Origin of the sequence: Paracoccus sanguinis (assembly GCF_012689545.1) — a bacterium.
GTDB lineage: Bacteria > Pseudomonadota > Alphaproteobacteria > Rhodobacterales > Rhodobacteraceae > Paracoccus > Paracoccus panacisoli.
Map to the genome: position 1 here is coordinate 3,066,973 of NZ_CP051542.1, position 24,549 is coordinate 3,091,521.

Annotated in this window: 23 protein-coding genes; 9 read left to right on the top strand and 14 right to left on the bottom strand. The window is 73.5% G+C overall.

Going from position 1 to position 24,549, the window contains the following annotated elements:
• Window positions 1-32: 32 nt before the first annotated feature.
• Window positions 33-1,205, bottom strand: a complete 1,173-nt coding sequence (locus HGN31_RS14685; RefSeq protein ID WP_168783683.1) for an NAD(P)/FAD-dependent oxidoreductase — start codon at window positions 1,203-1,205, stop codon at window positions 33-35.
• A 170-nt stretch (window positions 1,206-1,375) separates the two neighbouring features.
• On the opposite strand from HGN31_RS14685, the gene HGN31_RS14690 reads away from it, so the two are divergent.
• The 3 genes from HGN31_RS14690 to HGN31_RS14700 are packed head-to-tail and all read left to right on the top strand — an operon-like array spanning window position 1,376 to window position 2,871.
• The gene (locus HGN31_RS14690) at window positions 1,376-1,750 is read left to right on the top strand and encodes an NADH:ubiquinone oxidoreductase subunit NDUFA12 (RefSeq protein ID WP_036705363.1); all 375 of its coding nucleotides are present in this window, start codon (window positions 1,376-1,378) and stop codon (window positions 1,748-1,750) included.
• Complete coding sequence (mlaD, locus tag HGN31_RS14695) at window positions 1,751-2,269, top strand: outer membrane lipid asymmetry maintenance protein MlaD (protein ID WP_052176614.1); 519 nt, start codon at window positions 1,751-1,753, stop codon at window positions 2,267-2,269.
• Window positions 2,266-2,871 carry a DUF2155 domain-containing protein gene (locus HGN31_RS14700; RefSeq protein WP_074826974.1) on the top strand — a complete coding sequence of 202 codons (606 nt, stop codon included), beginning with the start codon at window positions 2,266-2,268 and terminating at the stop codon, window positions 2,869-2,871. The genes mlaD and HGN31_RS14700 overlap by 4 nt, the downstream gene beginning before the upstream one ends.
• 497 nt (window positions 2,872-3,368) lie before the next feature.
• Here the strand turns inward: HGN31_RS14700 and aat are convergent, their stop codons facing one another.
• From aat to HGN31_RS14755, 11 genes are all read right to left on the bottom strand, one after another.
• On the bottom strand, window positions 3,369-4,025 hold the full coding sequence (gene aat / locus HGN31_RS14705) for a leucyl/phenylalanyl-tRNA--protein transferase (RefSeq protein WP_168783684.1): 657 nt from the start codon (window positions 4,023-4,025) through the stop codon (window positions 3,369-3,371).
• A 318-nt stretch (window positions 4,026-4,343) separates the two neighbouring features.
• Window positions 4,344-4,754 (bottom strand): VOC family protein, encoded by a 411-nt coding sequence (locus tag HGN31_RS14710; protein WP_168783685.1) that lies wholly within the window; start codon window positions 4,752-4,754, stop codon window positions 4,344-4,346.
• A gap of 59 nt (window positions 4,755-4,813) precedes the next feature.
• A complete protein-coding gene (locus HGN31_RS14715; RefSeq protein ID WP_168783686.1) occupies window positions 4,814-5,281 on the bottom strand; it encodes a MarR family winged helix-turn-helix transcriptional regulator in 468 nt (155 codons plus the stop codon).
• A 127-nt stretch (window positions 5,282-5,408) separates the two neighbouring features.
• Window positions 5,409-6,755 (bottom strand): acetyl-CoA carboxylase biotin carboxylase subunit, encoded by a 1,347-nt coding sequence (accC, locus tag HGN31_RS14720; RefSeq protein ID WP_036736185.1) that lies wholly within the window; start codon window positions 6,753-6,755, stop codon window positions 5,409-5,411.
• Between the two features lies 1 nt (window position 6,756).
• The gene (gene accB, locus HGN31_RS14725; protein WP_036736183.1) at window positions 6,757-7,278 is read right to left on the bottom strand and encodes an acetyl-CoA carboxylase biotin carboxyl carrier protein; all 522 of its coding nucleotides are present in this window, start codon (window positions 7,276-7,278) and stop codon (window positions 6,757-6,759) included.
• A 107-nt stretch (window positions 7,279-7,385) separates the two neighbouring features.
• Window positions 7,386-8,330, bottom strand: coding sequence for a lysophospholipid acyltransferase family protein (locus tag HGN31_RS14730; protein ID WP_244961228.1), 945 nt, complete (start codon window positions 8,328-8,330; stop codon window positions 7,386-7,388).
• A gap of 380 nt (window positions 8,331-8,710) precedes the next feature.
• Window positions 8,711-9,652, bottom strand: coding sequence for a DMT family transporter (locus tag HGN31_RS14735; RefSeq protein WP_244961050.1), 942 nt, complete (start codon window positions 9,650-9,652; stop codon window positions 8,711-8,713).
• Between the two features lie 292 nt (window positions 9,653-9,944).
• Window positions 9,945-11,966: a transketolase gene (tkt, locus tag HGN31_RS14740; RefSeq protein WP_168783688.1), complete on the bottom strand. Its 2,022-nt coding sequence runs from the start codon at window positions 11,964-11,966 to the stop codon at window positions 9,945-9,947.
• Window positions 11,967-12,084: 118 nt separating this feature from the next.
• Entirely contained in the window at window positions 12,085-13,065 is a 981-nt protein-coding gene (locus HGN31_RS14745; protein WP_211096385.1) for a tyrosine recombinase, read from the bottom strand.
• 112 nt (window positions 13,066-13,177) lie between these two features.
• Window positions 13,178-14,959, bottom strand: coding sequence for a hypothetical protein (locus HGN31_RS14750; RefSeq protein WP_168783690.1), 1,782 nt, complete (start codon window positions 14,957-14,959; stop codon window positions 13,178-13,180).
• Window positions 14,943-15,239 (bottom strand): hypothetical protein, encoded by a 297-nt coding sequence (locus HGN31_RS14755; protein ID WP_211096307.1) that lies wholly within the window; start codon window positions 15,237-15,239, stop codon window positions 14,943-14,945. The genes HGN31_RS14750 and HGN31_RS14755 overlap by 17 nt, the downstream gene beginning before the upstream one ends.
• Window positions 15,240-15,467: 228 nt before the next feature.
• Here HGN31_RS14755 and HGN31_RS14760 point away from each other — a divergent pair, with 228 nt between their 5' ends.
• The 4 genes from HGN31_RS14760 (at window position 15,468) to HGN31_RS14775 (ending at window position 18,554) form a co-directional block, all read left to right on the top strand.
• Entirely contained in the window at window positions 15,468-16,004 is a 537-nt protein-coding gene (locus HGN31_RS14760) for a shikimate kinase (protein WP_036734582.1), read from the top strand.
• A complete protein-coding gene (aroB, locus tag HGN31_RS14765) occupies window positions 16,001-17,101 on the top strand; it encodes a 3-dehydroquinate synthase (RefSeq protein WP_168783691.1) in 1,101 nt (366 codons plus the stop codon). Before HGN31_RS14760 ends, aroB begins: the two co-directional genes overlap by 4 nt.
• 90 nt (window positions 17,102-17,191) lie before the next feature.
• A complete protein-coding gene (gene ssb / locus HGN31_RS14770; protein ID WP_168783692.1) occupies window positions 17,192-17,734 on the top strand; it encodes a single-stranded DNA-binding protein in 543 nt (180 codons plus the stop codon).
• Between the two features lie 160 nt (window positions 17,735-17,894).
• Entirely contained in the window at window positions 17,895-18,554 is a 660-nt protein-coding gene (locus tag HGN31_RS14775) for a lytic transglycosylase domain-containing protein (protein ID WP_036703643.1), read from the top strand.
• Window positions 18,555-18,743: 189 nt separating this feature from the next.
• Here the strand turns inward: HGN31_RS14775 and HGN31_RS14780 are convergent, their stop codons facing one another.
• Both HGN31_RS14780 and hemB read right to left on the bottom strand, forming a co-directional pair.
• Entirely contained in the window at window positions 18,744-19,088 is a 345-nt protein-coding gene (locus tag HGN31_RS14780; RefSeq protein WP_342355779.1) for a hypothetical protein, read from the bottom strand.
• Between the two features lie 35 nt (window positions 19,089-19,123).
• Window positions 19,124-20,128 (bottom strand): porphobilinogen synthase, encoded by a 1,005-nt coding sequence (hemB, locus tag HGN31_RS14785; protein ID WP_168783693.1) that lies wholly within the window; start codon window positions 20,126-20,128, stop codon window positions 19,124-19,126.
• Window positions 20,129-20,375: 247 nt separating this feature from the next.
• Here hemB and HGN31_RS14790 point away from each other — a divergent pair, with 247 nt between their 5' ends.
• Together HGN31_RS14790 and mfd are read left to right on the top strand one after the other, a co-directional pair.
• Window positions 20,376-20,966 carry a hypothetical protein gene (locus tag HGN31_RS14790; RefSeq protein ID WP_168783694.1) on the top strand — a complete coding sequence of 197 codons (591 nt, stop codon included), beginning with the start codon at window positions 20,376-20,378 and terminating at the stop codon, window positions 20,964-20,966.
• 60 nt (window positions 20,967-21,026) lie between these two features.
• Window positions 21,027-24,542, top strand: a complete 3,516-nt coding sequence (gene mfd / locus HGN31_RS14795) for a transcription-repair coupling factor (protein ID WP_168783695.1) — start codon at window positions 21,027-21,029, stop codon at window positions 24,540-24,542.
• Window positions 24,543-24,549 lie beyond the last annotated feature (7 nt).

Here is a 24,549-nt window from a genome sequence, read left to right on the forward strand (position 1 = left end):
GTTTCTATGACCAGTAACACGTCAGTGCTGCCTCACACAATCGCAGCCTCGGCAAACGGCTGACCGTCCAGCACCCGCTGCACCCCCAGCTCGGACAGGTCCAGCGTGACCCAGTCGCCGTGGACGATCTGCTCGGCCACGCCGCGGCCGACCGCAGGGGCCTGTTGCAGCCCGTGCCCCGAGAAGCCGTTGGCGTGATAGAGGTTCGGGGCCTGCGGGTTCCGCCCCAGAATCGCGTTCTGGTCCAGGGTGTTATAGGCGTAGTGCCCGGCCCATTCGCGGATCACGCGGGCCGCCTCGAAGCCCGCGCAGCGGGCGTAGAGGGCGGGCCAGACGTGCTCTTCCCACAGCTCGGACTGGGGGGTGAAGTCGTCCGGCGCGCAGGGGCCGTCGGTGGCGGGGACGGTCGCGGCGAGCCACTGGCCGTGCTCGGGGCGCATCCAGATGCCCGAGGGGTCGACGACCAGCGGCGCCTCGGGGTGGCGGGCGGCGGGGGCGTCGACGACGAAGATGGTGCGCTTGCGCGGCTCGACCGGCAGGTTCAGGTCCACGGTGCGCAGCATCTCGGCGCAGCGGGGGCCGGCGCAGTTCACGAACACGTCGGCCGGGCGGCGCCCGCCGCTCTCGAGGATCGCCGCGGTGATGCGGTCCCCGTCACGCTCGAGCGCCGTGACGCGGTCGCGGACCCAGACGGCGCCGGCGGCGCGGGCGGCGGCCTTCATCCCCGAAAGCAGGCCCATGTTGTCGAAGAACCCCTCGTCGCGCGGCCCGAAGCTGCCGGCCGAGACGCCCTCGGTCGAGAGCCACGGGAAGCGGACCTTGAGTTCGGCGGGCGAGAGCACCTCGGTTCCGGCGCCCAACCCCCGCTGCATGGCGGCGAGGTTCTCGAGCTGCAGCGCGCCGGTCTCGGTCTCGGCGAGGAAGAGATAGCCGTTCTCGCGCAGCCCGAGGTCGGGGACGCCGCCGGCGGGGCCCGTCCAACGGGCGAAGTCGCGGATGAACTCGATCCCGAAGCGCGAGATCTCGACGTTGACGGGGTTGGTGAACTGCGAGCGGATGCCGGCCGCCGAGAGCGCGGTCGAGGCGGTGGCGTAGCCCGGGTCGGGCTCGATGACGGTGACGCGGAGGCCGGGGTCGAGCCGGGTGAGCCAGAAGGCCACGGAGGCGCCCATGACGGCGCCGCCGGCGATCAGAACCTCGGTCATGGCAGCCTCTCCCCCCAGCCTGTGCGGGGCCAACAGACCCGGCGCGCGGGCGGGGTGCAAGGGGGGGGCGGGGCCCGGCCGTCACTCTGCCGTCAGGACGCGACAGGATGCTGGACCCCGGCGCGGGGATCGGCGATACGGGGGGCGGATTTTCGAGAGAGGGCGCCGCAATGTGGATCGTCGATCGGCTGCTGACCTGGTGGAACGGCCAGACGCTGGGCACGCAGCTCTGGACCGCGCGGCACGGGCTGCGCGTCGGCGAGGACGCGCAGGGCAACGTCTATTACCAGACCCAGGGCGGCAAGCGGCGCTGGGTGATCTACAACGGCGAGGCCGAGGCGAGCCGGGTGCCGCCCGAGTGGCATGGCTGGCTGCATTTCACCTTCGACCAGCCGCCGACCGAGGCGCCGCTGCCCCGCAAGGCGTGGGAGCAGCCGCACCGCGCCAACCAGACCGGGTTGCCCGGGGCGTATCGCCCGGCCGGGTCGCTGGTGCGCGCCGAGCCCGCGCAGCGGCGCGACTATGACGCCTGGCAGCCGGAATAGATGAGCGCGGCAGCCGAACGCGCCGAGACGCTCGTCGGCGCCGCGGTGCTCGCGGTGGCGGCGGGGTTCGTGATCTGGTCGACCGGGGGCCTGGGCGGGACCGGCGGCGGCAGCTATCCGCTGCGGGCGGCGTTTCCGAACGTGGACGGGGTCGAGCGGGGCACCGAAGTGCGGCTGGCGGGCGTGCGCGTGGGGCGCGTTGCGGCGGTGACGCTGAACCCCCAGACCTACTATGCCGAGGCCGAGCTGCGGGTGCCCGAGACGATCGCGCTGCCCACCGACAGCGCGGCGCTGATCCAGTCGGATGGGCTGCTCGGGGGCTCGTACATCGAGCTGCGCCCCGGCGGGGCCGAGGAGATGCTGAAGCCCGGCGACGAGATCGAGGACGTGCAGGGGGCGGTCAGCCTGCTCGCGCTGATGATGAAGTTCGTGGATTCGCAGTCGGGTTCGGGCTCGGGTGAGGGCGACGCGGCGGGCGGTGCCCGGCCGGGTGCGACGCCGACCGGGGCCCAGCCATGAGGACGGCGCTGATCCTCGGCGCGGCGGTCCTCGCCGCCGGCCCGGCGCTGGCGCAGTCGCGCGCCAGCACCGACATCGCCCCCGGCACCCGCGCCGAGAGCGTGGCCCCGGTCATCGAGGGCAAGGTCGCGCGCGGGCAGGGGGCACTGCTCCGGGGGCTCGACAAGGTGTCGGGGCAGAGCACCGACCTGCCGCTGAACGTGGGCGAGGCGGTGAAGTTCGGCCGGCTCGAGGTGCGGCTGGGCGAGTGCCGCTATCCCGAGGCGGACCCCGAATCGGACGCCTTCGCCCAGCTGACGGTCACCGACACGACCAACCGCAAGGCGCTGTTCACGGGGTGGATGATCGCCTCGTCCCCGGCGCTCTCGGCGCTGGACGATGCGCGCTATGACGTCTGGGTGGTGAGCTGCAACGACGGCACGGGCCTGGCGCGGCCCGAGCTGACCTATGTGCCCGACACCGCCGTGCCCGAGGGCGGCGAGGGCGCCGGGCCGGACGGCGAAGGCGCGCCGCCCATCGAGGGGACCGGTGGCGAGGGTGAGGGCGGCGACGGCGAGGGCGAGGGCGAGACGCCTCCGCCCGCGGACGGCGCCGGGGGCTGAGGGGCGGGGCTGCGGCGGGCGTGCCGTGGCGGCTCGGGTAAGGACGGGCGACGCGGAGGGCCGCGAGGATTGCGCCGACGCGCGGCGTGGGGATCCACGCTGCATCCTACGACCGGTGTCGCCTGTTCCTCGGCTTAGCCAAGGCAGTCCGCGCGACCCGTCCCTATCCCGTCGATCGGCCCGGACAACCTGTTCCGCTGGCCTCTGGAATGGGTTGGAGGCGGTCAGGCGCGACCGCTTAGGATCGTCGGGTGCGCCCCGGGATGGCGGGCCGGTCTATCCTCTGGCGCAGAATCCACTCGTCTGCCGGCAGGGCGCCGCCAAACCGTGGGCAGGTGAACTAGGGCCTTCAGGTGGCACGGGGTCGGAGTCACGGGCCTGCGGGGGCCGTTCGCTCCACCCTAAGATCGGGATCAGTGCGGGTTGCGGACGGATTGGCTCCGGGTAAAGCACCGCGAGCCGGTTGAGACCAACCCTAACGCTCTGCGTCGCCCCCCTCACCCCTCCGCAGCACCGGCCGTGCGTAGATCGTCCGCCAGCTCGTCGGCGGGGCGGGGGCGGAGGGCGCGGAAATCGGCCTCTTGCGCCAGCGCGGCGGCGAGGCGGGCGCGATAGGCGCGGCGGGTGAGCTCGACCCCGCCCATGCTGGCCAGATGCGGTGTCAGATATTGCGTGTCGCAGAGCAGAAAGCCGCAGCGGTCGAGGTGGTCCGACAGCCAGACCAGCGCCATCTTCGAGCCGTCGGTGCGGGCCGAGAACATGCTCTCGCCGAAGAACGCGGCCCCGAGCGACACCCCGAAGAGCCCGCCCGCCAACTCACCGTCGCAATGGACGGCGAGCGCGTGGGCATGGCCGGTCGCGTGGAGCTGGGCATAGAGGGTCCGTAGCGGGGCGTTGATCCACGTCTCTGCGCGGTCGGCGCAGGCGCCGACGATGGCGTCGAAATCCTCGGCGACCTCGGCCCGCCAGTCGTGGCGCGCGAGGCTGCGCCTGAGCGAGCGCGAGGCGTGGACGCCGCCGACCGGCAGCACCCCGCGCGCCGGCGGATCGTACCAGGACAGCCGCGGGTCATCGGCCGAGAGCGCCATCGGGAAGATGCCGTGGGCATAACCGGCGAGAAGCTGGCGGGGCGAGAGGCCGGGCAGATCGTGCATGGTCCGAACCCTAGCCGATCTGGGCGTCTGGGGAAGGGGGCGCGGGCTCGCGGTTCGGGCAGGGGGCGGGGACTCGCCGAGCGCTCTGGCGGGCCAACGAGGGGGCGCGCGCGACGCGGGCGGTGGCGGCGCCCCACGCCCCCGGCGGTCTGGGCCGTGGCCGGACGCCCTCGGCGGTATCATCCGGCTCCATCTATGCGTCGGCCGTTCGTGACGCGCGGGGCGGCGTTCGCCCGTGCGGCCTCGTCGCGCCCTACGTCTGCGCGGGCGTCGGCAGGACCGTCGCCGCCACGCCAAGCGTCGCCCGTCGGCCCGCGCTCAGGCGGGGGCGTGGCACACGGCCTCGATATTCTGGCCGTCCGGGTCGCGGATGAAGGCGCCGTAGTAGTGCGGGTGGTACCAGCGCAGCCCCGGCGGGCCGTTGTCGGTGGCGCCGGCGGCCAGCGCGGCGGCGTGGAAGGCGTCCACCTGCGCCCGGTCCGCGGCGGCAAAGGCGATGTGGGTTGCGGGGCCGGGCGGCTGGGCGTCCACCAGCCAGAACACCGGGCGGTCCGGTGTCCGGCCGAAGCCGATCATGCGGGTGCGGGACTCGGCCGCGGCGGCCTCGGGGCGGAAGAACACCGCAAGCCCGAGCGGGCGAAGCGCCGCCTCGTAGATCGGCAGGGCGCGGTCGAGGTCCAAGACGCCGATGTTGAGGTGGTCGATGACGAGGCTGTGGAAGTCGGCCATGCGGAGGCTCCTCTGGGGACGCAGCGCCTCATCCTCGCACGTATCATTCCATGATGGAACTAATTTTCCGGTGGGGTCTGGCTGACCACGCAGTTCGTCACCTCGCCCACCAGCGCGATCAGCGCCTCGACCTGCGCCGGATCGTGGGGGGCGAGCGTCGCCGCCATCGCCTCGGAGAGGGGCTGGAAGAATTGCGGGATCGCGGCGCCGATCCGCGGGCCGGCGCCGAGAACGGTGGCGCGGCCGTCGCGGGGATGGGGGGCGCGGGCGACGAGGCCCTCGGCCGCAAGCCTGTCGAGCACCGCGGTCGTCGCGGGCCGCGAGCGGCCGATGCGGCGGGCGAGCGTGGCGGGGGTGAGGGGGGCGCCCAGATCCTCGGCCAGCAGGATCTCGGAGAGCGCCGCGGCGTCGGTCGGGTGCAGCGCAAGATGGCGCGCGAAGGCCAGCATCAGCCCGGCGTGGGCCGCGCCGTAGCGGCGCAGCGCGGCCACCAGCCTGAGCTGGCGGTCGGCAGCCGCGCCGGTCACGGCATCAGCACCGGGGGCCGACGCCGCGGGGGGCGCTGCCCCCGCGCCCGTGCCGGGCGCCCCGCCGAGATATTTGCCTCAGGCGAGAGGGCAGGGCGGGTCATCGCGGCAGCCCCGCCCGCCAGCCTCAGAACTCGGCCGTCTCGAGCCATTTCTCGAGCCAGTGGATCGAGTAGTCGCCGCGCTGGATGTCGGGGTCCTGCAACAGCCGCCGGAACAGCGGGATGGTCGTGTCGACGCCGTCCACGATCAGCTCTCCCAGCGCGCGGTTGAGGCGGGCGAGCGCCTCGTCGCGGTCGCGGCCGTGGACGATCAGCTTGCCGATCAGGCTGTCGTAGTTCGGCGGGATCGCGTAGCCGTCGTAGAGCGCGGAATCCATCCGCACCCCCAGCCCGCCGGGGGCGTGATACTGGGTGATCCGGCCCGGGCAGGGGGCGAAGTTCGGCAGCCGCTCGGCGTTGATCCGCGCCTCGATGGCGTGGCCGCGGATTGAGAGGTCGCCCTGCGCGAAGCTCAGCGGCTGGCCGGAGGCGACGCGGATCTGCTCGCGCACCAGGTCGACGCCGTAGATGGCCTCGGTCACCGGATGCTCGACCTGCAGGCGGGTGTTCATCTCGATGAAGTAGAACTCGCCGTCCTCGTAGAGGAACTCGATCGTGCCGGCGCCGGCGTAGCCGAGCTTGGCCATCGCCTCGGCGCAGATGGTGCCGATGCGGGTGCGCTCCTCGGGCGTGATGGTCGGGCCGGGGGCCTCTTCCAGCACCTTCTGGTGGCGGCGCTGCAGCGAGCAGTCGCGCTCGCCCAGATGCACCGCGGCGCCCTTGCCGTCGCCGAACACCTGGATCTCGATGTGGCGCGGGCGCTGGAGGTACTTCTCGAGATAGACCTCGTCGTTGCCGAACGCGGCCTTGGCCTCGGCCCGGGCGGTGCGGAAGGCGACCTCGAGCGCGGCGTCGTCGCGGGCGACCTTCATGCCGCGGCCGCCGCCGCCGGCGGTGGCCTTGATGATGACCGGATAGCCGATCTCGGCCGCGACGCGGCGGGCGGTCTCGACGTCCGGGACGCCGCCGTCCGAGCCGGGGACGACCGGGATGCCCAAGGACTGCGCGGTCTCCTTGGCGGTGATCTTGTCGCCCATGATGCGGATGTGCTCGGCCCGGGGGCCGATGAAGGTCAGGCCGTGATCCTCGACCATCTGCACGAACTGGGCGTTCTCGGACAGGAAGCCGTAGCCGGGGTGGATCGCCTGCGCGCCGGTGATCTCGCAGGCCGAGACGATGGCGGGCATGTTGAGATACGAGGCGGGCGAGGGCGCCGGGCCGATGCAGATCGATTCGTCGGCCATGCGGACGTGCATGGCGTCGCTGTCGGCGGTGGAGTGGACCGCGACCGAGGCGATGCCCATCTCGCGGCAGGCGCGGATGACGCGCAGCGCGATCTCGCCGCGGTTGGCGATCAGGATCTTGTCGAACATCTTATTCGACGACCATCAGCGGCGTGCCGTATTCGACCGGGGTGCCGTCCTCGACCATGATCCGGCGCACGGTGCCGGCGCGCGGGGCGGGGATGTGGTTCATCGTCTTCATCGCCTCGACGATCATCAGCGTGTCGCCCTCGGCGACCTGCTGGCCGACGGTGACGAAGGGCGCGGCCCCCGGCTCGGCGGCGAGGTAGGCGGTGCCGACCATGGGCGAGGTGACCGCACCGGGCAGGCTGGCCGGATCGGCGCCGGCCGAGGGGGCCGGGCTCGCGAAGCCGGGCGCGCCCGCCGCGGGCGCGGCGGGGGCCGGGGCATAGGCGGGGGCGGCGGGGGTGGCGGCGGCCTGGACGATGACCTGCTTGCCGTGCTTGGACAACTCGACCGTGAGCTTGTCGTTCTCGCCGTACTCGCGCTTGACGGTCAGCTCGGTCAGCTCGTTGCGGTTGAGAAGCTCGGCGAGGGCCTGGATGAAGGCGGCGTCGCCATCATGCGGGCGGGTCTGTTCGGTGTCGCTCATCTGCTCTTTCTGCCTGTGGGCCGTCTCTGGGCGGCGTTCCCGGGGGGCAACTGTCGCGGGGTTATACCCCCTGACGGGGGCAAGGGAAACCGTTTCGGGACGCCGCGTCACCGGGCGTCGGGATCGGCCGGGATGGCGGGGCCGGGCGGCTCGAGCGGGCCGGGCGCCGCGGGGCCGGGGCCGGGCGGGGCGAGGTTCTTCCAGCGGCGGTGGACCCAGAACCACTGGTCGGGGTGTGCCGCGACGAGGGATTCGAGGTCGTCGTTCAGCGCCTGCATCATCGCCTGCGGCGTGCCGGGCGGCACCGGCGCGCCGACGCGGACCCGGAAGGACAGCCCGTCGGGCTGGCGGATGCCGGCGATGGGGACGAGGGGCGCGTGGTATTTCAGCGCCAGTTCCGCCGGGGTCAGCACCGTCTCGGTCGGCAGGCCGAAGAAGCGCAGCGTGGCCCCGTGCCGGTCGTACTGGTCGAACCCGAGGCACAGCATCCCGCCCTGCCGCAGGAATCGGATCATCGCGGCCAGCCCGCCGCGGCCGGCGCGGGGAAAGAGGGGTTTCGCGATGGCCTCGATGGCGGGGATGTAGTGGCGGTTGAAGGCGCGATTGTTCATCGGCCGATAGAGCGCGCCGACCGGCCAGCCGCGCGCCGCGAGGGCCGCCCGCATGGCGTCGTAATTGCCGAAATGCGCGCAGGCGAGGATCACCGGCCGGCCTGCGGCCGCGGCCTGTTCGAGGACCGGCAGCCCCGGCCCCTCGAGCGGGTCGGTGGCGGTCACGCGGGCGGTGAAGGCGGTGCCCGCGTAGATCTCCATCAGCGCGCGGCCGGCGTTGTCGGGGACGGCGCGGGTCAGGCGGCGGACCTCGGCGCGGGTCAGCTCGGGGCAGGCCAGCGCGAGGTTGGCGCGGATGCGCCGCCGCCAGCCGGCGAGGGGGCCCGCGACATGGGCGAAGATCCAGCCCATCGCGGCGATGCGCTGCGGATAGGGGAGGAGCCGCAGCACGCCGACGAGGCCGAGGAAGGCGCCGCTGGCGAGGCGGTCGAGGAGGGGGATGGGCGGCTCGGGCGGGGCGGCGGGGGCGCCGGTGCGGTCTGGCGTGGCCCCGGTGGACGTGGGCGTGGCGTTCGGCGTGGGGGCGGGTGAGGAAAAGAGAGCCGAGTCTCGTCCGCTCACCGAGGCGCGCTCGTCAGGGGTGCGGGGGAGGGAAGCCGACGATTCGGGGTTGGGTGCGGGCGACGTGGTGCTCTCGGCGGCCGCCCCGCCCTCGGGGGCAAGGCCGGACGGTGCCCCGGGCTGCTCCATAGGGCTGATCGCCGAAGCTTCGCCCGATGCCTCAGTCGCCCGGCGCCCCCCGTCCGTCCGCGCGCCGTCCGTCCCCGGCGCGGGGCCGGGGGCGCGGTCCGACGGGGGTGCGGGGGGGCGCGACATGGCGCTCAACCGCCTGCGTTGCGCATGGCGCGGGCCTCGCGGGCCCAGACATAGATGCCCGCACCGACGATCATCGCCGCCCCGACCAGCGTCCAGAGATCCGGCCAGGTGCCCCAGAAGAGCGCCCCCCAGAGCCCCGCCCAGATCAACCCGGTGTAGCCGAAGGGGGCGACGGCGGCGGCCTCGGCCAGCGAGAAGGCGCGGATCAGCAAAGCCTGCGCCACCGTGCCGAGCAGCCCCATGCCGACGAACGCCCAGAGGTCCGAGGCGGCGATCGGCTGCCAGACGAAGGGCGCCACGACCGAGACGCCGAGGGTTGCGATGGTGGTGGACCAGAGGATCGAGGTCGCGGTCGAATCGCCGCGCACGAGCCGGGTCATGATCGCCCCCGCCGCATAGGTGAAGGCGGCGATGAAGGGCAGGATCGCCGCCGGGTGCAGCACGCCCGCGCCCGGGCGGATGATGACCAGCGCACCGGCGAGCGCGACCGCCACCCCGGCCAGCCTGCGGATGCCGATCCGCTCGCCCAGGAACACCGCCGCGCCCAGCGTGATGAGCACCGGGTTGATGTCCATGATCGCGGTCGCCTCGGCCAGCCCGATGTGCTGGAGGGCGGTGAAGAAGAGCCCGATCGAGGCCACCTGCGTCAGCCCCCGCCCGACCTGCAGCCACGGCGAGTTCGAGCGCGCCACGGTCCTCAGCCGCGGCGCCAGCACCGCGAGGACGATGGCGAGGTTGATCGCCATCCGCATCCAGATCACCTGCGCCGGGTGGTAGCTCTGGGTCAGGTGCTTGCCGAGCGCGTCCATCATCGTGAACAGCATCACCGAGCCGAGCAGCATCAGGATGCCCAGCCGCTGGGTCTGGGGCGTGGGGGTGGAGAGGGGGACGCGCACCGCATCCGCCTCGCGCCCCATCAGCGCCTTGGCGCGGGGAAGCGGGCGCATCAGCCGACCCTCGGGCTTGAGTGGCGCGGGGGTATTTGGGCCAGACAGACGCCCGGCGCGGGGTGTGAGCCGTCGCGGCGGGCGGCGGGTCCGCGCGACGGGGGCGTGGGACGAGGCCAGCACAGGATCGCACGGCCGGCGTGGGCCGGGCGCGCTTTGGCGTCGCGCCGACCACCGGCGCGCCGTGCCGGTGCCCGCAGCAGATGCAGCGCGGCCCGATGAACCGCACCGCCCACCGTCACCCCAACCCCTCGCGCGGTCGGCGCGTGCACCGGCCGCCGCGCCGGAACGGTCACAGCAACGCCTTGACCTGCGCCACGGTGTCCTCGGGGGTGATCCCGAATTCCTTGTAAAGCCGGTCGGCCGGGGCCGAGGCGCCGAAGCCGGTCATGCCGACGAAGGCCGCGCGCTTCCAGTTGCCGCGCTCGCCCAAAAGCAGCCAGTCCCAGGGCTGGCGCACGGCGGCCTCGATGGCGACGCGGACCGGGCCCTCGGGCAGCACCTCGGCGCGATAGTCCTCGGGCTGCTCGGCGAAGAGCTCCATGCAGGGGACCGAGACGACGCGGGTGGGCACGCCGTCGGCTTCGAGCGCCTCGGCGGCCTTGACCGCGATCTCGACCTCGGAGCCCGAGGCCATCAGGATCGCCTGCGGGGCAGAGGACGCCTCGCGCAGCACATAGGCGCCCCGCGCGGTCAGGTTCTCGTCCGTGTGCTCGATCCGCACCGCGGCGAGGTTCTGCCGCGAGAGCGCCAGCACCGAGGGCGTCGCCTCGGCCGAGAGCGCGAGTTCCCACGCCTCGGCGGTCTCGACCAGATCGGCGGGGCGGAAGGTCCAGCTGTTCGGGGTGGCGCGCAGCATGGCGAGATGCTCGACCGGCTGGTGGGTCGGACCGTCCTCGCCCAGGCCGATGGAATCGTGGGTCATCACATAGACGACCGGCACCCCCATCAGCGCCGAGAGCCGCATGGCGCCGCGCGCGTAGTCGGTGAAGCAGAGGAACGTCCCGCCATAGGGGCGGAAGCCGCCGTGCAGCGCGAGGCCGTTCATCGCGGCCGCCATCCCGTGCTCGCGGATGCCCCAGTGGACATAGCGGCCGGCGCGGTTCTGGGCGTCGAACACGCCGAGGTCCGGGGTCTTGGTGTTGTTCGAGCCGGTCAGGTCGGCCGAGCCGCCGATGGTCTCGGGCATGACCGGGTTCACCGCGTCGAGCACCAGTTCCGAGGCCTTGCGGGTGGCGATCTTGGGCCGGTCGGCCACGGCCTTGCGCTTGACCTCGGCGATGGCCGGGGCGAGCGCGGGGTTCACCTCGGTCGAGATGCGGGTGGCGAAGGCGTCGCGGCGATCCGCCGGCAGCGCGTCGACGCGGGCGACCCACGCCTCGCGGTCCTGGGCGCCGCGGCGGCCGATCTCGCGCCAGCGGGCGACGAGGTCGTCGGGGATGTCGAAGGCCTCGTGCTCCCACGCATAGGCGGTGCGGGTGGCGAGGATCTCGTCGGCGCCGAGCGGCGAGCCGTGGACGCCCGAGGTGCCGCCCTTCTTGGCCGAGCCGTAGCCGATGGTGGTCTTGCAGGCGACCAGCACCGGGCGGCCGTCATCCTCGACCGCGGCGGCGAGGGCGCGGTCGATGTCGGCGGCGTCATGGCCGTCGCAGGACAGCGTCCGCCAGCCCGAGGCCGCGAAGCGCGCCAGCTGGTCGGTCGAATCGGTCAGCGACACCGGCCCGTCGATGGTGATGTTGTTGTCGTCCCAGAGGACGATCAGCCGCCCGAGCCGCAGGTGCCCGGCCAGCGTCAGCGCCTCCTGGCTGATCCCCTCCATCAGGCAGCCGTCGCCGGCGATGACCCAGGTGCGGTGGTCGCAGAGCTCCTCGCCGAACTCGGCGCGCAGCTTGGCCTCGGCCATGGCGAAGCCGACGGCGGTGGCGAAGCCCTGGCCGAGCGGGCCGGTGGTGGTCTCGATCCCGTCGGCGTGGCCGTATTCCGGGTGCCCCGCGGTGATCGCGCCCCACTGGCGGAAGTTGCGCAGCTGGTCGCGGGTCATCTCGTCGAAGCCGGTCAGGTGCAGCAGCGAATAGAGCAGCATCGAGCCGTGCCCGGCCGAGAGGATGAAGCGGTCGCGGTCGAACCAGTTGGGGGCTGCTGCGTCGAACTTGAGGTATTTGCCCCAGAGGACGGTCGCCACGTCGGCCATGCCCATCGGCATCCCCGGGTGGCCCGAGTTGGCGGCCTCGACCGCGTCCATGCTGAGCACGCGGATCGCGCTGGCGAGGCTCCAGTGGTCGGGATCGGCGAGGCGGGCTTGGGTGAGGGGCATCGGCGCGGCTTTCAGAGCGAGGAAAGGGGGGGGTCGGGGGGGTGATAGGCAGGGCGCGTCCCGGTTGCAAGGCTGGGGGCGCGCGGGGGCTGCGGGGCGGGGCTTGGCGGCGGTCGGGTCAGGCGCCGTCCGGGTCGTCGGCGTCCGGGTCGTCGTAGGGCCCGTCGGCCCCGTCGAGGTCGGCGAGGGGGTGGTGGCGCAGCACCAGGTCGCGCATCCGCGCGTCCACGACATGGGTATAGATCTCGGTGGTGCCAAGGTCGGCGTGGCCGAGCAGCGTCTGGATGGCGCGCAGGTCCGCCCCGCCTTCGAGCAGGTGGGTGGCGAAGGCGTGGCGCAGCACGTGCGGCGTGACCGCCCCCGGCGGCAGGCCGGCGCTGGCGGCTAGGTTCGCCAGCATCCCGTGGAACGCCTGCCGGGTCATGTGTCCCGCCGCCCCGCGCGCCGGAAAGAGCCAGCGCGCGCCCGTGCCGCGCACCAGCCTGCCGAGCGGGCTGTCCGCCGGGGCCGCGTCGCGCAGGGTGAGCCAGCGCGCCACCGCCGCGCGCGCCGGGCGGGTCAGCGGCACCATCCGCTCGCGCCCGCCCTTGCCGCGGATCAGGATCACCTCGGGGTCGCCGCGCAGCGCCGCGACGGGCAGCGAGACAAGCTCGCTCACCCGCATCCCGGTGGCGTAGATCAGCTCGAGCGCAACGGTGTTCTGGGCCCGCTCGGCTTCGGTCGCGCCGTGGGCGGGGACGGCGGCGAGCAGCATCTCGACCTGTCCTTGCGTGAGCGTGCGGGGCAGGCGGGGCGAGCGGCCGGGGCCGGTCAGGCGGATTGCCGGGTCGTCGTCGCGCCACCCCTCTTCCAGCGCGAAGCGGGTGAACTGCCGGATCGCCGAGAGGCGGCGGGCGCGGGTGGCGCGCGACAGGCCGAGGTCGGTCAGCCGCGCGAGATAGGCCTCGATCCCGTCGCGGGTGATGGTGGTGAGCGAGGTGCCCCGCGCGCGGGCAAAGGCCGCGAGGTGGGCGAGGTCGCGGGCATAGGCGAGCACGGTGTTGCGCGCCGCCCCGGCCTCGGCCGCGCGGGCGTCGAGGAAGGCGCCGACGCGGCGCAGGTCGTCGGGGCTGCCGGGCCGGTCCTGCGCATCCGGCGGGCCCGTGTGGGGGCCCGGCGCGACGGGCGGGCGGGCCGCGCCGCGCGGGCGCCCCGGCGGGGTCACCGGCGTGTCACCGGCGGGGGCCGCCGAGATGGTCGGTCAGCAGCAGCTCGACCGCGGCGCGGCGGGCCGTCTCGGGCTGGCCGAGGCGGGTCAGTGCCGCGAGCCCGCCAGCGGCGCGGGCGGTGTCGCCGTCCAGCCCGGCCTCGACGTCCGTCAGCGCGGCAAGCAGCGCCAGCCCGCGGCCCTGCGGCGGGGGCGCGAGGTCGGGCGGGGTCCGCAACGCCGCGGCATAGGCTGCGCCCGGGCTGCCGGGGGCGTAGGCGGGGTCGCTGTAGGGGGGCGGGGCGGGGCCGTCGGCGGCGGGGCGGGTGTCCGAAGCCTGAGCGGTGTCTGCGGGCGCGGCGGGCGCGAGGGGCGCCGTGCGGTCCGCGTCGGCCCCATCCCCGTCCGCGGCGACAGGCGCCGCCGCCGGGTGACCTTCGGCCAGTTGCACCAGCGCTCGGTCGGCCTCGGGCAGCCTTGCGGCGCCCGGCACCGGCACGCCGGCCAGCAGCCGCAGATGCGCCGCGCTTTCGGCGGCCGGGCCGTCGAGCCCCGCGGCCGGCAGGCGCACCGCCACCAGCCGGGCGAGCGCGGGCAGCAGCCCGGCCTCGGCAAAGCGGCGCTCGGCGTCGGGCAGGGCCTCGGCCAGCGCGGCGCCATCGCCCGCGCCGAGTGCCGCGTCGAGGCGCTGATAGGCCGCCGCCCGGTCCCAGATCCCGCCCGACGCCGCGGGCTTCTGTTCGGCATAGGCCGCGGCGAGCCGTGCGGGGTCGATGGCGCCGGCGCGGGCGAGGCGCTCGGCCGCCTCGATCTCGGCCTTCCAGCCCGCGTCGCCGCCGAGATCGGACCAGGCGAAGGGCAGGGGCAGCTGGCTCGTCGCCAGCGGCTGGCCGATCGCCTCGAAGAGCCGGAACTCGAGCGGCGAGACGGCCCGCGGATCGGGCAGCGCCTCGGCCAGATCGGCGCTCGAATCGTCGAGGAAGCGCTCCAGCAGCGCCACGGTCTGCGGCGGGATCAGCCCGGCGTCGCGGGCCCCGTGGAGCGTCAGCGCCGCGGCCGGCCAGTCGCCCGCCTGCGCGAGGCAATAGGCGCGGGCGGCGAGGTCGGGGGCGAGGCCCGGGCGGTCGGCCATGAGCTGGCAGACCTCGGTCGCGTCGCCCTGATAGAGGGCGGCGTCGAAGCGGCGGGCGAAGCCCTCGGCACTGCCGGTGCCGGCGGCGCGGGCCAGCGCCTCGGCCTCGGGGACGAGGCCAAGGGCGATCAGCCGGTCGGTGCGGGCGAGAAAGAGCCGCCCCTCGTCGCCGGTGCCCGCCGCGCCGCCCGGCGTGCCTGTGGGGGCGTCGAGCTGCGCGGTGAGCATCCGCACCAGCAGCGCCCGCGTCGCCGCGAGCCGCGGCTGGGCGGACCCGAGCGCCGCGGCGATGTCGCCCGCGGCGGCCGCGCCCCAGAGGTCGCGGGGCAGGCCCGCGGCCCCCGCCGGGACCGCGCCCTTGGCGTCCGGGTTGCCGTTCGAGAGCCGCGTGACCCCGACCCGCGGGACCGCCGCCGTCTCGGCGACGCCCGCGCCAGTGCCCTTGGCGCGCGTCGCGGGGCGCGCGGGCGGGGGCAGGGGGCGGCGGCGCTCGGCCTCGGTCGGGCGGGGGTCGCCGGGGCGCCAGGCGGTGGGCGGCGTGCGCGGCGGGGCCTTGCCCGAAAGCCAGTCGCTCGCCGAACTCGGCATCCCGATGCCGATGTCCTGCGCCGAGGCCGCGCCGCCGAGCGTAAGCCCGAGCAGCGCCGCCAGCGCGAGGTCAGTCCAGCGACGCATCGGCCGCGCCTTCCGCGGTGGCGGGGGCGTCTGCCGCGGGGGCGGTGCCCTCGGCCGGCGCGGTCGTGGCCGGCGCGGTGGCCTCGGCCGGCGTGGCCGCGGCGGGGGCTGCGCCCGCCGCAGGCGCCGCCGGCGCGGCGCCCGGCCCCGACCCGAGGTCGATCTGCACCGGCACCCGCATCGGCTGCGGATCGGCGGCCATGTCGCCGAAATACGCATAGCCCGCCAGCCCGGCGAACCCGGCCAGCAGCAGGAAGATGATGACGCGCAAGAGGCGCATGGCTCGCGGTATCCTTTCGTTCCCCGGCCCCGTCGCGGGGCAATCGGGCCGGGCCGTCCCGTTCGGCGGAGGTCTAACCCGTCCGGGCCAGGGGGGAAAGGCTTGAGCGCCCGCGTGCCCTGCGCGCCGCCGCCCCCGCCGCCCCCGAGACGGTCAATTTCCTGTGGCGTTCGCCCCGGCCCTGCGGCATCAGCGAGCACCGGGCGGCCAGCGAAGGGGGCAGGGGTGGTGAAACGCAGCATCGTGCTGGTCGGCATGATGGGGGCCGGCAAGTCGGCCGTCGGCGCGGAACTCGCCCGGCGGCTGGGCGTCAGCCTGCGCGACACCGACGCCGAGATCGTCCGCGCCGCCGCCATGACCATCCCCGAGATCTTCGCCCGCGACGGCGAGGCCTTCTTCCGCGCCCGCGAAAGCGAGGTGCTGGCCCGCGTGCTGCGCGGCAAGCCCGGCATCGTCTCGACCGGCGGCGGCGCCTGGATGAGCGCCGAGAACCGCGCCCAGGTGGCGGCGCGCGGGGTCTCGGTCTGGCTCGACGTGCCGCTGGGGGTGCTGTGGAACCGGGTGCGCCAGCGCCCGACCCGGCCGCTCTTGCAGACGCCCGACCCGCGCGGCACCCTCGCCCGGCTGCTCGCCGAGCGCGCCCCGAGCTATGCGCTGGCCGAGATCACCGTGCCGGTCCGGGCCGAGAACTCGGTCGACGACACCGCCGCGCGGGTGCTCGAGGCGATCCGCACCCACCGACCCGAGATCCTGGAGCCCGCATGACCCGCATCGTTCCCGTGCCCCTTGGCGACCGCGCCTACGAGGTCCGCATCGGCCCCGGCCTGATCGACCGCGCGGGCGACGAGATCGCCCCGCTGCTCGCCCGGCCGCGGGTCGCCATCCTGACCGACGCGCGGGTGGCCGCGCTGCACCTGCCGCGGCTCGAAGCGGCGCTCGACGCTGCGGGCATCGCACATTCGGCGCTGGCGCTGCCCGCGGGCGAGGCCACCAAGTCCTGGGATCACCTCGGCCGCGCGGTGTCGTGGCTGCTCGACGAGCGGATCGAGCGGCGCGACATCGTCATCGCGCTGGGCGGCGGGGTGATCGGCGATCTCGCGGGCTTCGCCGCGGCGATCCTGCGCCGCGGCGTACGCTTCGTGCAGATGCCCACGACGCTGCTCGCGCAGGTGGACAGCTCGGTCGGCGGCAAGACGGGGATCAACGCGCCCCAAGGCAAGAACCTGATCGGGGCGTTCCACCAGCCGAGCCTGGTGCTCGCGGACACCGACGCGCTGGCGACGCTGCCCGCCCGGGACTTCCGGGCCGGCTATGGCGAGGTGGTGAAATACGGTCTGCTGGGCGACGCGGCGTTCTTCGACTGGCTCGAGACCCACGGGCCGGGGCTGCGGGGCGACGCGGAGGCGCTCGAGCACGCGGTGGCCCATTCGGTCGCCATGAAGGCGGGGATCGTCGTGCGCGACGAGACCGAGCAGGGTGAGCGAGCGCTTCTCAACCTCGGCCATACCTTCGGCCATGCGCTGGAAAGCGCCACGGGATATTCGGACCGGCTGCTGCACGGCGAGGGGGTGGCGATCGGCTGCGCGCTGGCCTTCGACCTCTCGGCCCGGCTGGGCCTGTGTTCGCAGGAAGAGCCGTCGCGGGTGACCCAGCACCTCGCCGCGATGGGGATGCCGTCGCGGCTGTCGGACATTCCCGGCGCGCTGCCCGACGACCAGGCGCTGATCGGGCTGATGGGGCAGGACAAGAAGGTGGTGGACGGGCGGCTGCGACTGATCCTCGCGCGCGGGATCGGCGAGGCGTTCGTCGCCGACGACGTGCCGCCGGCGCGGATCGCCGAGACGCTCGCCGCCGCGCGGTAAGGGGCGCGGTAAGAGCCGCGGCGAACTTTACCCCGCGTTAAGCTTGGGGCAGTAAGACAGCCAGCACGAGACCCACAAGGAGGCCGCACAATGGCAGGGAGCGTCAACAAGGTCATCCTGATCGGAAATCTGGGTCAGGACCCCGAAGTCCGCAGTTTCCAGAACGGCGGCAAGGTGGTGAACCTGCGCATCGCCACGTCCGAGCAGTGGAAGGACCGCAACTCGGGCGAGCGGCGCGAGCGGACCGAGTGGCACTCGGTGGCGATCTTTTCGGAACCGCTGGGCCGGATCGCCGAGCAGTATCTGAAGAAGGGCAGCAAGGTCTACATCGAGGGCCAGCTCGAGACCCGGAAGTGGCAGGACCAGTCCGGGCAGGACAGATACAGCACCGAGGTCGTGCTGCGCCCCTATCGCAGCGAGCTGACGCTGCTCGACGGGCGCGGCGGCTCGGGCGGCGGCGGCGGTTACGGCGGCGACGGTGACTATGGCCGCGGCTCGGGCGGTGGCGGGCGCGACTACGACGGCGGCTACGGCGGCGGGTCGGACCGCGGCGGCGCGTCGGGCGGCTCGTCCGGCGGGTCCGGCTCGGGTGGCCGCGGCGGCGCCGATTTCGACGACGACATTCCGTTCTGAGATCAATGGCTTGCGGCCGGACTCGGCGAGTTTCCGCCGATCCGGCGGCGCCCCGCGGAACCGCGTCGCCCGGCGCTATGGTTCTGGCGCGGTTTTCGGGTATCGTTCCTGCAAAACGATAACCGGCGAGGGGCATCAGATGCGTGCAGCATTGACGGGGATGTGGGGTGGTGTGTCGGGTGCGGCCAAGGTCGCCGCGCTCGCACTGGCCGCAGTGGCGGTGGCCGCCCCGGCGCAGGCCGACGGGCTGAGGCTCGGGGGCGCATCCTCCAAGTCCCGCGCGGCGCAGTTCGCCCGCCAGACCCAGCTGATGGATTCGCGGCTGTCGGCGCAGTACCAGCGCTCGCAGCGGTTGCGGCCGGACGCGAACGGCAAGGTGAAGACGGTCACCATCATCAACCTCGACGGGCGGGTGTCGACCTCGGGCGGGGCGATCCCGCGCTATGCGGGCAACCAGCGCAGCCAGTACCTGCCGCACGCCCGGGCGATGGCCCGCAAGCACGGGGTGCCCGAGGATCTGTTCCTGCGCCTCGTCCAGCAGGAATCGGGCTGGAACGCCGGGGCGCGGTCGCACAAGGGCGCGACGGGGCTCGCGCAGCTCATGCCGGGCACCGCCGCCAAGCTCGGGGTGAACCCGCGTGATCCGATCCAGAACCTCGAGGGCGGCGCGCGCTACCTGCGGATGATGTACAATACCTTCGGCGACTGGCGCCTGGCACTCGCGGCCTACAACGCCGGGCCGGGCGCGGTGGCGAAGTACCGCGGCGTGCCGCCCTACCGCGAGACCACGAACTACGTGCGGATCATCCACGGGAGCTGAGGCGCTAAGGCGCCGTCGGTCTTTGTGGCGACGCCGGACCGGGGCGCTGCCCCGGACCCCGGGATATTTGGGCAGGAAGAAATCTGGCGGGTTTGGGCTGCGGTGAGGCCGGCCGGCCGATTGGCTCAGGGATTGGCTCGGCGCGCGTTTCGCGCTGCCACCGCCGCCAACACGCCTGCAATGCCCCGGCTATGCATCGCCTGAGTGCCTTGCTCGATGTGGCCATGAGTGGCCACACCGGGCTGCGATGCGCCGACAAAGCCTGCTCAGTCCGTAATACGATCCCGTCGCAGCCAGCGCGGCGGAAGCTGAGCAGGGCTCTCCACCACACCTCGCGCTTGAGCTAGCCGGCCCGGATCGCGCCCTTGAGCACCGCGTCCTCGCCGCCAGCATCTCGGCCACCATTGGCGCGTAGTACGTCAGGATCCCGTCGCAGCCGGCGCGGCGGAAGCTGAGCAGGCTCTCAGCCACGACCTCGCGCTTGAGCCAGCCGGCCCGGATCGCGCCCTCGAGCACCGCGTCCTCGCCGGTCACCGGATAGGTGGAGGTCGGCGCGCCGAACTGGTCCTTCAGCCCGCCGCCAGCATCTCGGCCACCATCGGCGCGTAGTAGGTCAGGATCCCGTCGCAGCCGGCGCGGCGGAAGCTCAGCAGGCTCTCCACCACCACCTCGCGCTTGAGCCAGCCGGCCCGGATCGCGCCCTCGAGCATCGCGTACTCGCCGCTCACCTGATAGGCATAGGTCGGCGCGCCGAACTGGTCCTTCACCTCGCGGCAGATGTCGAGATAGGGCATCCCGGGCTTCACCATCACCATGTCGGCGCCCTCGGCGAGGTCGCGGGCCACGCAGCGCAGCGCCTCGTCGCGGTTGGCGGGGTTGATCTGATAGGTCTTCTTGTCGCCCACCAGCCGCCCCGATGCGCCCACCGCGTCGCGGAACGGGCCGTAGAAGCCCGAGGCGTATTTCGCCGCATAGCTGAGGATCGCCACATCCTTGTGGCCTGCCCCTTCCAACGCCCCGCGCAGCGCGCCGATCCGCCCGTCCATCATGTCCGAGGGCCCGAGGATGTCGGCCCCCGCCTCGGCCTGCGCCAGCGCCATGCTGACCAGCGCCTCGATCGTCTCGTCGTTCAGGATCACGCCGTCGCGCACGAAGCCGTCGTGGCCGTTGATGTTGTAGGGGTCGAGCGCGATGTCGGTCATCACCGCGAGGTCGGGGGCGACCTCCTTGATGGCGCGGATGGCGCGGTTTCCGATGTTCTCGGGGTCCCAGGCGCGGGCGCAATCCTCGGTCTTCAGGTCGGGGTCCGAGTGCGGGAAGATGCAGATCGCGGGGATGCCGAGGCCGGCGGCGCGTTCGGCCGCGCGCTTCGCGCCATCGAGCGTCAGCCGTTCGACCCCGGGCATCGAGGCGATCTCGCCCTCGCCGCCCGCCACCTCGGTCACGAAGATCGGCCAGATCAGGTTTGCGACCGAGACGTGCCGCTCGGCCGTCAGCGCGCGCAGCGCCGGGGTGCGGCGCAGGCGGCGCAGGCGGGTGGCGGGGAACGGGGCGATGATCGGCGTGGCAGGCATGGGCGGCCTCATGAGCATCAGGTCGGACGTCGCGCACCTGAGAGTTGGGTTTGACCCACCTGCCACGATCCCGCGCTGGGCCGCAACCGCCTGTGGCGCCGGTGGGGCGCGCGACGCGGACCCGTTGGTTCAGTCGGATTTGATGCGATGAACCCTGCGGACCCGGCGTCGCCTCCGTCCGGCAGGTTGCGGCCGCCCGCCGCGCGGCGCTAGGGTGGCCGCCGGACCAGGGACATCAGGGGCAAGGATGCGGGGGATCGAGGGGCTGGTTTCCGTGCTGGACACGCGGTCCTTCGGCTCGGTCTGGTACTGGCTGGTGCTGGCCGGGCTGTGGAGCTGGCTCGGCCGCGGCGCCCTGGGGGTGCCGACCGACCTCGTCCGTCGCGTGCACCGCAGGACGCGCGAGCCCGAGGCCGCGGAGGATGCGAGTGCGATCCGGGCCGAGGCGATGCTGCTGCTCGACTGGCTGTCGCTTGTGATCCCGCGCTGGCGGGTCGATCCGCACGACGGGGTGATCCTCACGGCGGTCGCGGCGTTCCTGCTGAGCGCGCTGGCGGGGCTGGGGTTCCTCTACGACCGGCAGTTCGCGCAGGCGCTGACGCTGCTCGTCGCGCCGATGGCGCTGCTGGCGCTGATGCGGGTGCGGCTGGCCGCGCGGCTGGGCCGGGTGCTGGCCGAGGCCGAGGCGGGGCGCACCGGCGCCGTTCCCGCCGCGGCCGAGGCGGCCGCAGTGATGGTGCGGCACCTGCGGGGCACGATGGCGCTGTCGATGGCGGCGGTCGCGCTCGCCGCGATCTGGGGGACGCGCTGGCTGGCGCTGCATCCGAACGGGCTTTAGGCCGCTGGGCGCCGGGCAGCCCATCTTGACACCGCGCCCGTGCAGTTTACCTCACCGCTCATGCCCGAAACCCTGATCCTCTCTGGCGCGCCCGAGGGCTTTGACGCCGCCCTCATCGCGCGCGAGGCCGCCCGCGGCGCGCCGGTGGTCCACATCGCCCGCGACGACCGCCGCATGGCCGCCATGCGCGCGGCGCTCGGGTTCTTTGCCCCGGCGCTGGCGGTGCTCGAGTTTCCGGCCTGGGACACCACGCCCTATGACCGCGTCTCGCCCTCGGGCGAGATCATGGCGCAGCGGCTGCAGGTGCTCGCGGCGCTCGCCACGGGCGCCATCAAGCCGCCCTTCGTGGTGCTCACGACCATGAACGCCGCGATCCAGCGCCTGCCCGCGGCCGAGACGGTGCGCGGGGCGAGCTTCATCGCCACCAAGGGCGCGCGGCTGGACGAAAGCGCGCTGCGCGGGTTCCTCGTCCGCATGGGCTTCTCGCAATCGCCCACGGTCAGCGAGCCGGGCGACTATGCGATCCGCGGCGGGATCATCGACATCTACCCGCCGGGCGGCGCGGGGCCGGTGCGGCTCGACCTCTTCGGCGACGTGCTCGACGGCATCCGCCGGTTCGACCCCGAGACGCAGCGCAGCCTCGCCCCGCTCGACCGGGTCGAGATCGCGCCGATGTCCGAGGTGATCCTCGACGAGGACGCGATCGCCCGGTTCCGCCAGAGCTACCGCGCCGAATACGGCGGCGGCGCCAACGATCCGCTCTACGAGGCGGTGAGCGCCGGGCAGAAGATCGCCGGGATGGAGCATTGGCTGCCGTGGTTTCACGAACGGCTCGACAGCCTCTTCGACTATCTGCCCGGGGCGACGCTGGTGCTGGACGACCACCTCGACCAGCACCGCGAGGCCCGCGCCCACACCATCGCCGAGCAGTATGACGCCCGCCGCGAGAGCCTCGCGCGGAAGGGCGGCGACAGCCCCTATCGCCCGGTGGCGCCGGCCGAGATGTTCGCGGACGACGCGGAGTGGGCGCGCTGGCTGGCCCGGCACCGGGTGATCCGGCTGGCGGTGCTGGCGCATCCGCCGGGGCCGGGGGTGCTGGACGCGGGCGGGCACGTCGGACGCAACTTCGCGCCCGAGCGGCAGGCGGAAAAGGCGGACCTGTTCGGCGCCCTCGCGGCCCATGTCCGCGACCTGCAGAAATCGCGCCCGGTCGTGATCGCCAGCTTCTCGGAAGGCGCGCGCGAGCGGCTGACCGGGCTTCTGGCCGACGAGGGGCTGACCGGCACCCCCATCGACGACATCCGCGGGCTGCCCAAGGGCAACGCGCTCGGCCTCGCCGTCTGGCCGCTGGACGAGGGGTTCGTGGCCGACGGTCAGGCGACCGGGCCGCTGGCGGTGATCTCGGAACAGGACGTGCTGGGCGACCGGCTGATCCGCGGGGCGAAGAAACGCCGGCGGGCCGACAATTTCCTGCGCGACACCCAGAGCCTGACCCCCGGCGATCTGGTCGTCCATGTCGAGCACGGGATCGGCCGCTACACGGGGCTCGAGACGATCCGCGCGCTGGGTGTGCCGCATGACTGCGTGGCGCTGGAATATGCGGGCGGCGACCGGCTGTATCTGCCGGTCGAGAACATCGAGCTGCTCACCCGCTATGGCCACGAGGAAGGGCTGCTCGACAAGCTCGGCGGCGGCGCCTGGCAGGCCCGCAAGGCCCGGCTGAAGGAGCGCATCCGCCAGATCGCCGACCGTCTCATGCGGGTCGCGGCCGAGCGGATGTTGCGCGCCGCCCCGGTGCTGGAACCAGAGCACCACGAGTGGGAGGCGTTCGCCGCCCGCTTCCCCTGGACCGAGACCGACGATCAGGCCGCGGCCATCGCCGACGTGGCCGAGGACCTCGCCGCCGGGCGGCCGATGGACCGGCTGGTGGTGGGTGACGTGGGCTTCGGCAAGACCGAGGTCGCCATGCGCGCGGCCTTCCTCGCCGCGAGCCAGGGCAAGCAGGTGGCGGTGGTGGCGCCGACGACGCTGCTCGCCCGCCAGCACTATCGCAGCTTCGCCGAACGCTTCCGCGGCACGGCGATCAGCGTGCGGCCGCTGTCGCGGTTCGTCTCGGCCAAGGACGCGGCGGCGACGCGGGCGGGGCTGGCCGACGGGACCGTGGACATCGTCGTGGGCACCCATGCGGTGCTGGCCAAGCAGGTGAAGTTCAAAGACCTCGGCCTTCTGGTCATCGACGAAGAGCAGCATTTCGGCGTCGCCCACAAGGAGCGGCTGAAGGAGCTGCGTTCCGACATCCACGTCCTCACGCTCACCGCGACGCCGATCCCGCGGACGCTGCAGCTGTCGCTGACCGGGGTACGCGATCTCTCGATCATCGGCACGCCGCCGGTGGACCGGCTGGCGATCCGCACCTACGTGTCCGAGTTCGACAGCGTGACCATCCGCGAGGCGCTGTTGCGCGAGAAATACCGCGGGGGGCAGTCGTTCTTCGTCGTCCCGCGGCTCGCCGACCTGCCGGACGTCGAGGACTGGCTCAAGGAGCACGTCCCCGAGGTGTCGGTCATCGTGGCGCACGGGCAGCTGGCGGCGGGCGACCTCGACCAGCGGATGAACGCCTTTTACGACGGCAGCCACGACGTGCTGCTGGCGACCTCGATCGTGGAATCGGGCCTCGATATTCCCCGCGCCAACACGATGGTGGTGTGGCGGGCGGATATGTTCGGGCTGGCGCAGCTCTACCAGATCCGCGGCCGGGTCGGGCGGTCGCGGACACGGGCCTATTGCTACCTGACCACCAAGCCGCGGGTGCCGCTGACCCCGCAGGCGATAAGGCGGCTCAAGTTCCTCGGCTCGATCGATTCGCTGGGGGCCGGGTTCAACCTCGCCAGCCAGGACCTCGACCTGCGCGGGGCGGGGAACCTGCTCGGTGAAGAACAGTCGGGCCACATCAAGGAGGTGGGGTTCGAGCTCTACCAGGCGATGCTGGAGGAGACGATCGCGCGGCTGAAGTCGGGCGAGATCGACGGCGCGCCGGACGACGACTGGGCGCCGACGCTGAACCTCGGCGTGCCGGTGACGATCCCCGAAAGCTACATCCCCGATCTCGACGTGCGGCTGGACCTCTATCGGCGGCTGGCGCAGCTGACCACCAAGGTCGAGCTCGAGGGCTTCGCGGCCGAGCTGATCGACCGCTTCGGGCCGCTGCCGCGCGAGGTGAACACGCTGATGCTGGTGATCCGCATCAAGGCGATGGCCAAGCGCGCCAACATCGCCTCGCTCACCGCGGGGCCGAAGGGGGCGACGGTGCAGTTCCACCAGGACAAGTTCCCGAACCCGGCCGGGCTCGTCGCCTTCCTGACCGAGCACAAGGGCACGGCGCGGATCGTGGACAACAAGATCGTCGTGTCGGCCGCGTGGTCGACGGACGCCGAGCGCATCAAGGGGGCGTTCGGCGTGGCCAAGGACCTGGCGGCGCGGGTGAAGGAGGGGGTGGCGGCGCCCTCTGCCCCCGCCGCGGGGGCGCGGTCCGGGGCGGGGAAGCCCGCGGCCCCGGCGGGCCGGCGCAAGGGGTAGGCGCCCG

Bases quoted from the DNA above. Each gene is read 5' to 3' on its own strand.
- HGN31_RS14685 (WP_168783683.1), bottom strand. From the start codon at position 1,205: ATGACCGAGGTTCTGATCGCCGGCGGCGCCGTCATGGGCGCCTCCGTG.
- HGN31_RS14690 (WP_036705363.1), top strand. From the start codon at position 1,376: ATGTGGATCGTCGATCGGCTGCTGACCTGGTGGAACGGCCAGACGCTG.
- mlaD (WP_052176614.1), top strand. From the start codon at position 1,751: ATGAGCGCGGCAGCCGAACGCGCCGAGACGCTCGTCGGCGCCGCGGTG.
- HGN31_RS14700 (WP_074826974.1), top strand. From the start codon at position 2,266: ATGAGGACGGCGCTGATCCTCGGCGCGGCGGTCCTCGCCGCCGGCCCG.
- aat (WP_168783684.1), bottom strand. From the start codon at position 4,025: ATGCACGATCTGCCCGGCCTCTCGCCCCGCCAGCTTCTCGCCGGTTAT.
- HGN31_RS14710 (WP_168783685.1), bottom strand. From the start codon at position 4,754: ATGGCCGACTTCCACAGCCTCGTCATCGACCACCTCAACATCGGCGTC.
- accC (WP_036736185.1), bottom strand. From the start codon at position 6,755: ATGTTCGACAAGATCCTGATCGCCAACCGCGGCGAGATCGCGCTGCGC.
- accB (WP_036736183.1), bottom strand. From the start codon at position 7,278: ATGAGCGACACCGAACAGACCCGCCCGCATGATGGCGACGCCGCCTTC.
- HGN31_RS14735 (WP_244961050.1), bottom strand. From the start codon at position 9,652: ATGCGCCCGCTTCCCCGCGCCAAGGCGCTGATGGGGCGCGAGGCGGAT.
- tkt (WP_168783688.1), bottom strand. From the start codon at position 11,966: ATGCCCCTCACCCAAGCCCGCCTCGCCGATCCCGACCACTGGAGCCTC.
- HGN31_RS14750 (WP_168783690.1), bottom strand. From the start codon at position 14,959: ATGCGTCGCTGGACTGACCTCGCGCTGGCGGCGCTGCTCGGGCTTACG.
- HGN31_RS14755 (WP_211096307.1), bottom strand. From the start codon at position 15,239: ATGCGCCTCTTGCGCGTCATCATCTTCCTGCTGCTGGCCGGGTTCGCC.
- aroB (WP_168783691.1), top strand. From the start codon at position 16,001: ATGACCCGCATCGTTCCCGTGCCCCTTGGCGACCGCGCCTACGAGGTC.
- ssb (WP_168783692.1), top strand. From the start codon at position 17,192: ATGGCAGGGAGCGTCAACAAGGTCATCCTGATCGGAAATCTGGGTCAG.
- HGN31_RS14775 (WP_036703643.1), top strand. From the start codon at position 17,895: ATGTGGGGTGGTGTGTCGGGTGCGGCCAAGGTCGCCGCGCTCGCACTG.
- hemB (WP_168783693.1), bottom strand. From the start codon at position 20,128: ATGCCTGCCACGCCGATCATCGCCCCGTTCCCCGCCACCCGCCTGCGC.
- HGN31_RS14790 (WP_168783694.1), top strand. From the start codon at position 20,376: ATGCGGGGGATCGAGGGGCTGGTTTCCGTGCTGGACACGCGGTCCTTC.
- mfd (WP_168783695.1), top strand. From the start codon at position 21,027: ATGCCCGAAACCCTGATCCTCTCTGGCGCGCCCGAGGGCTTTGACGCC.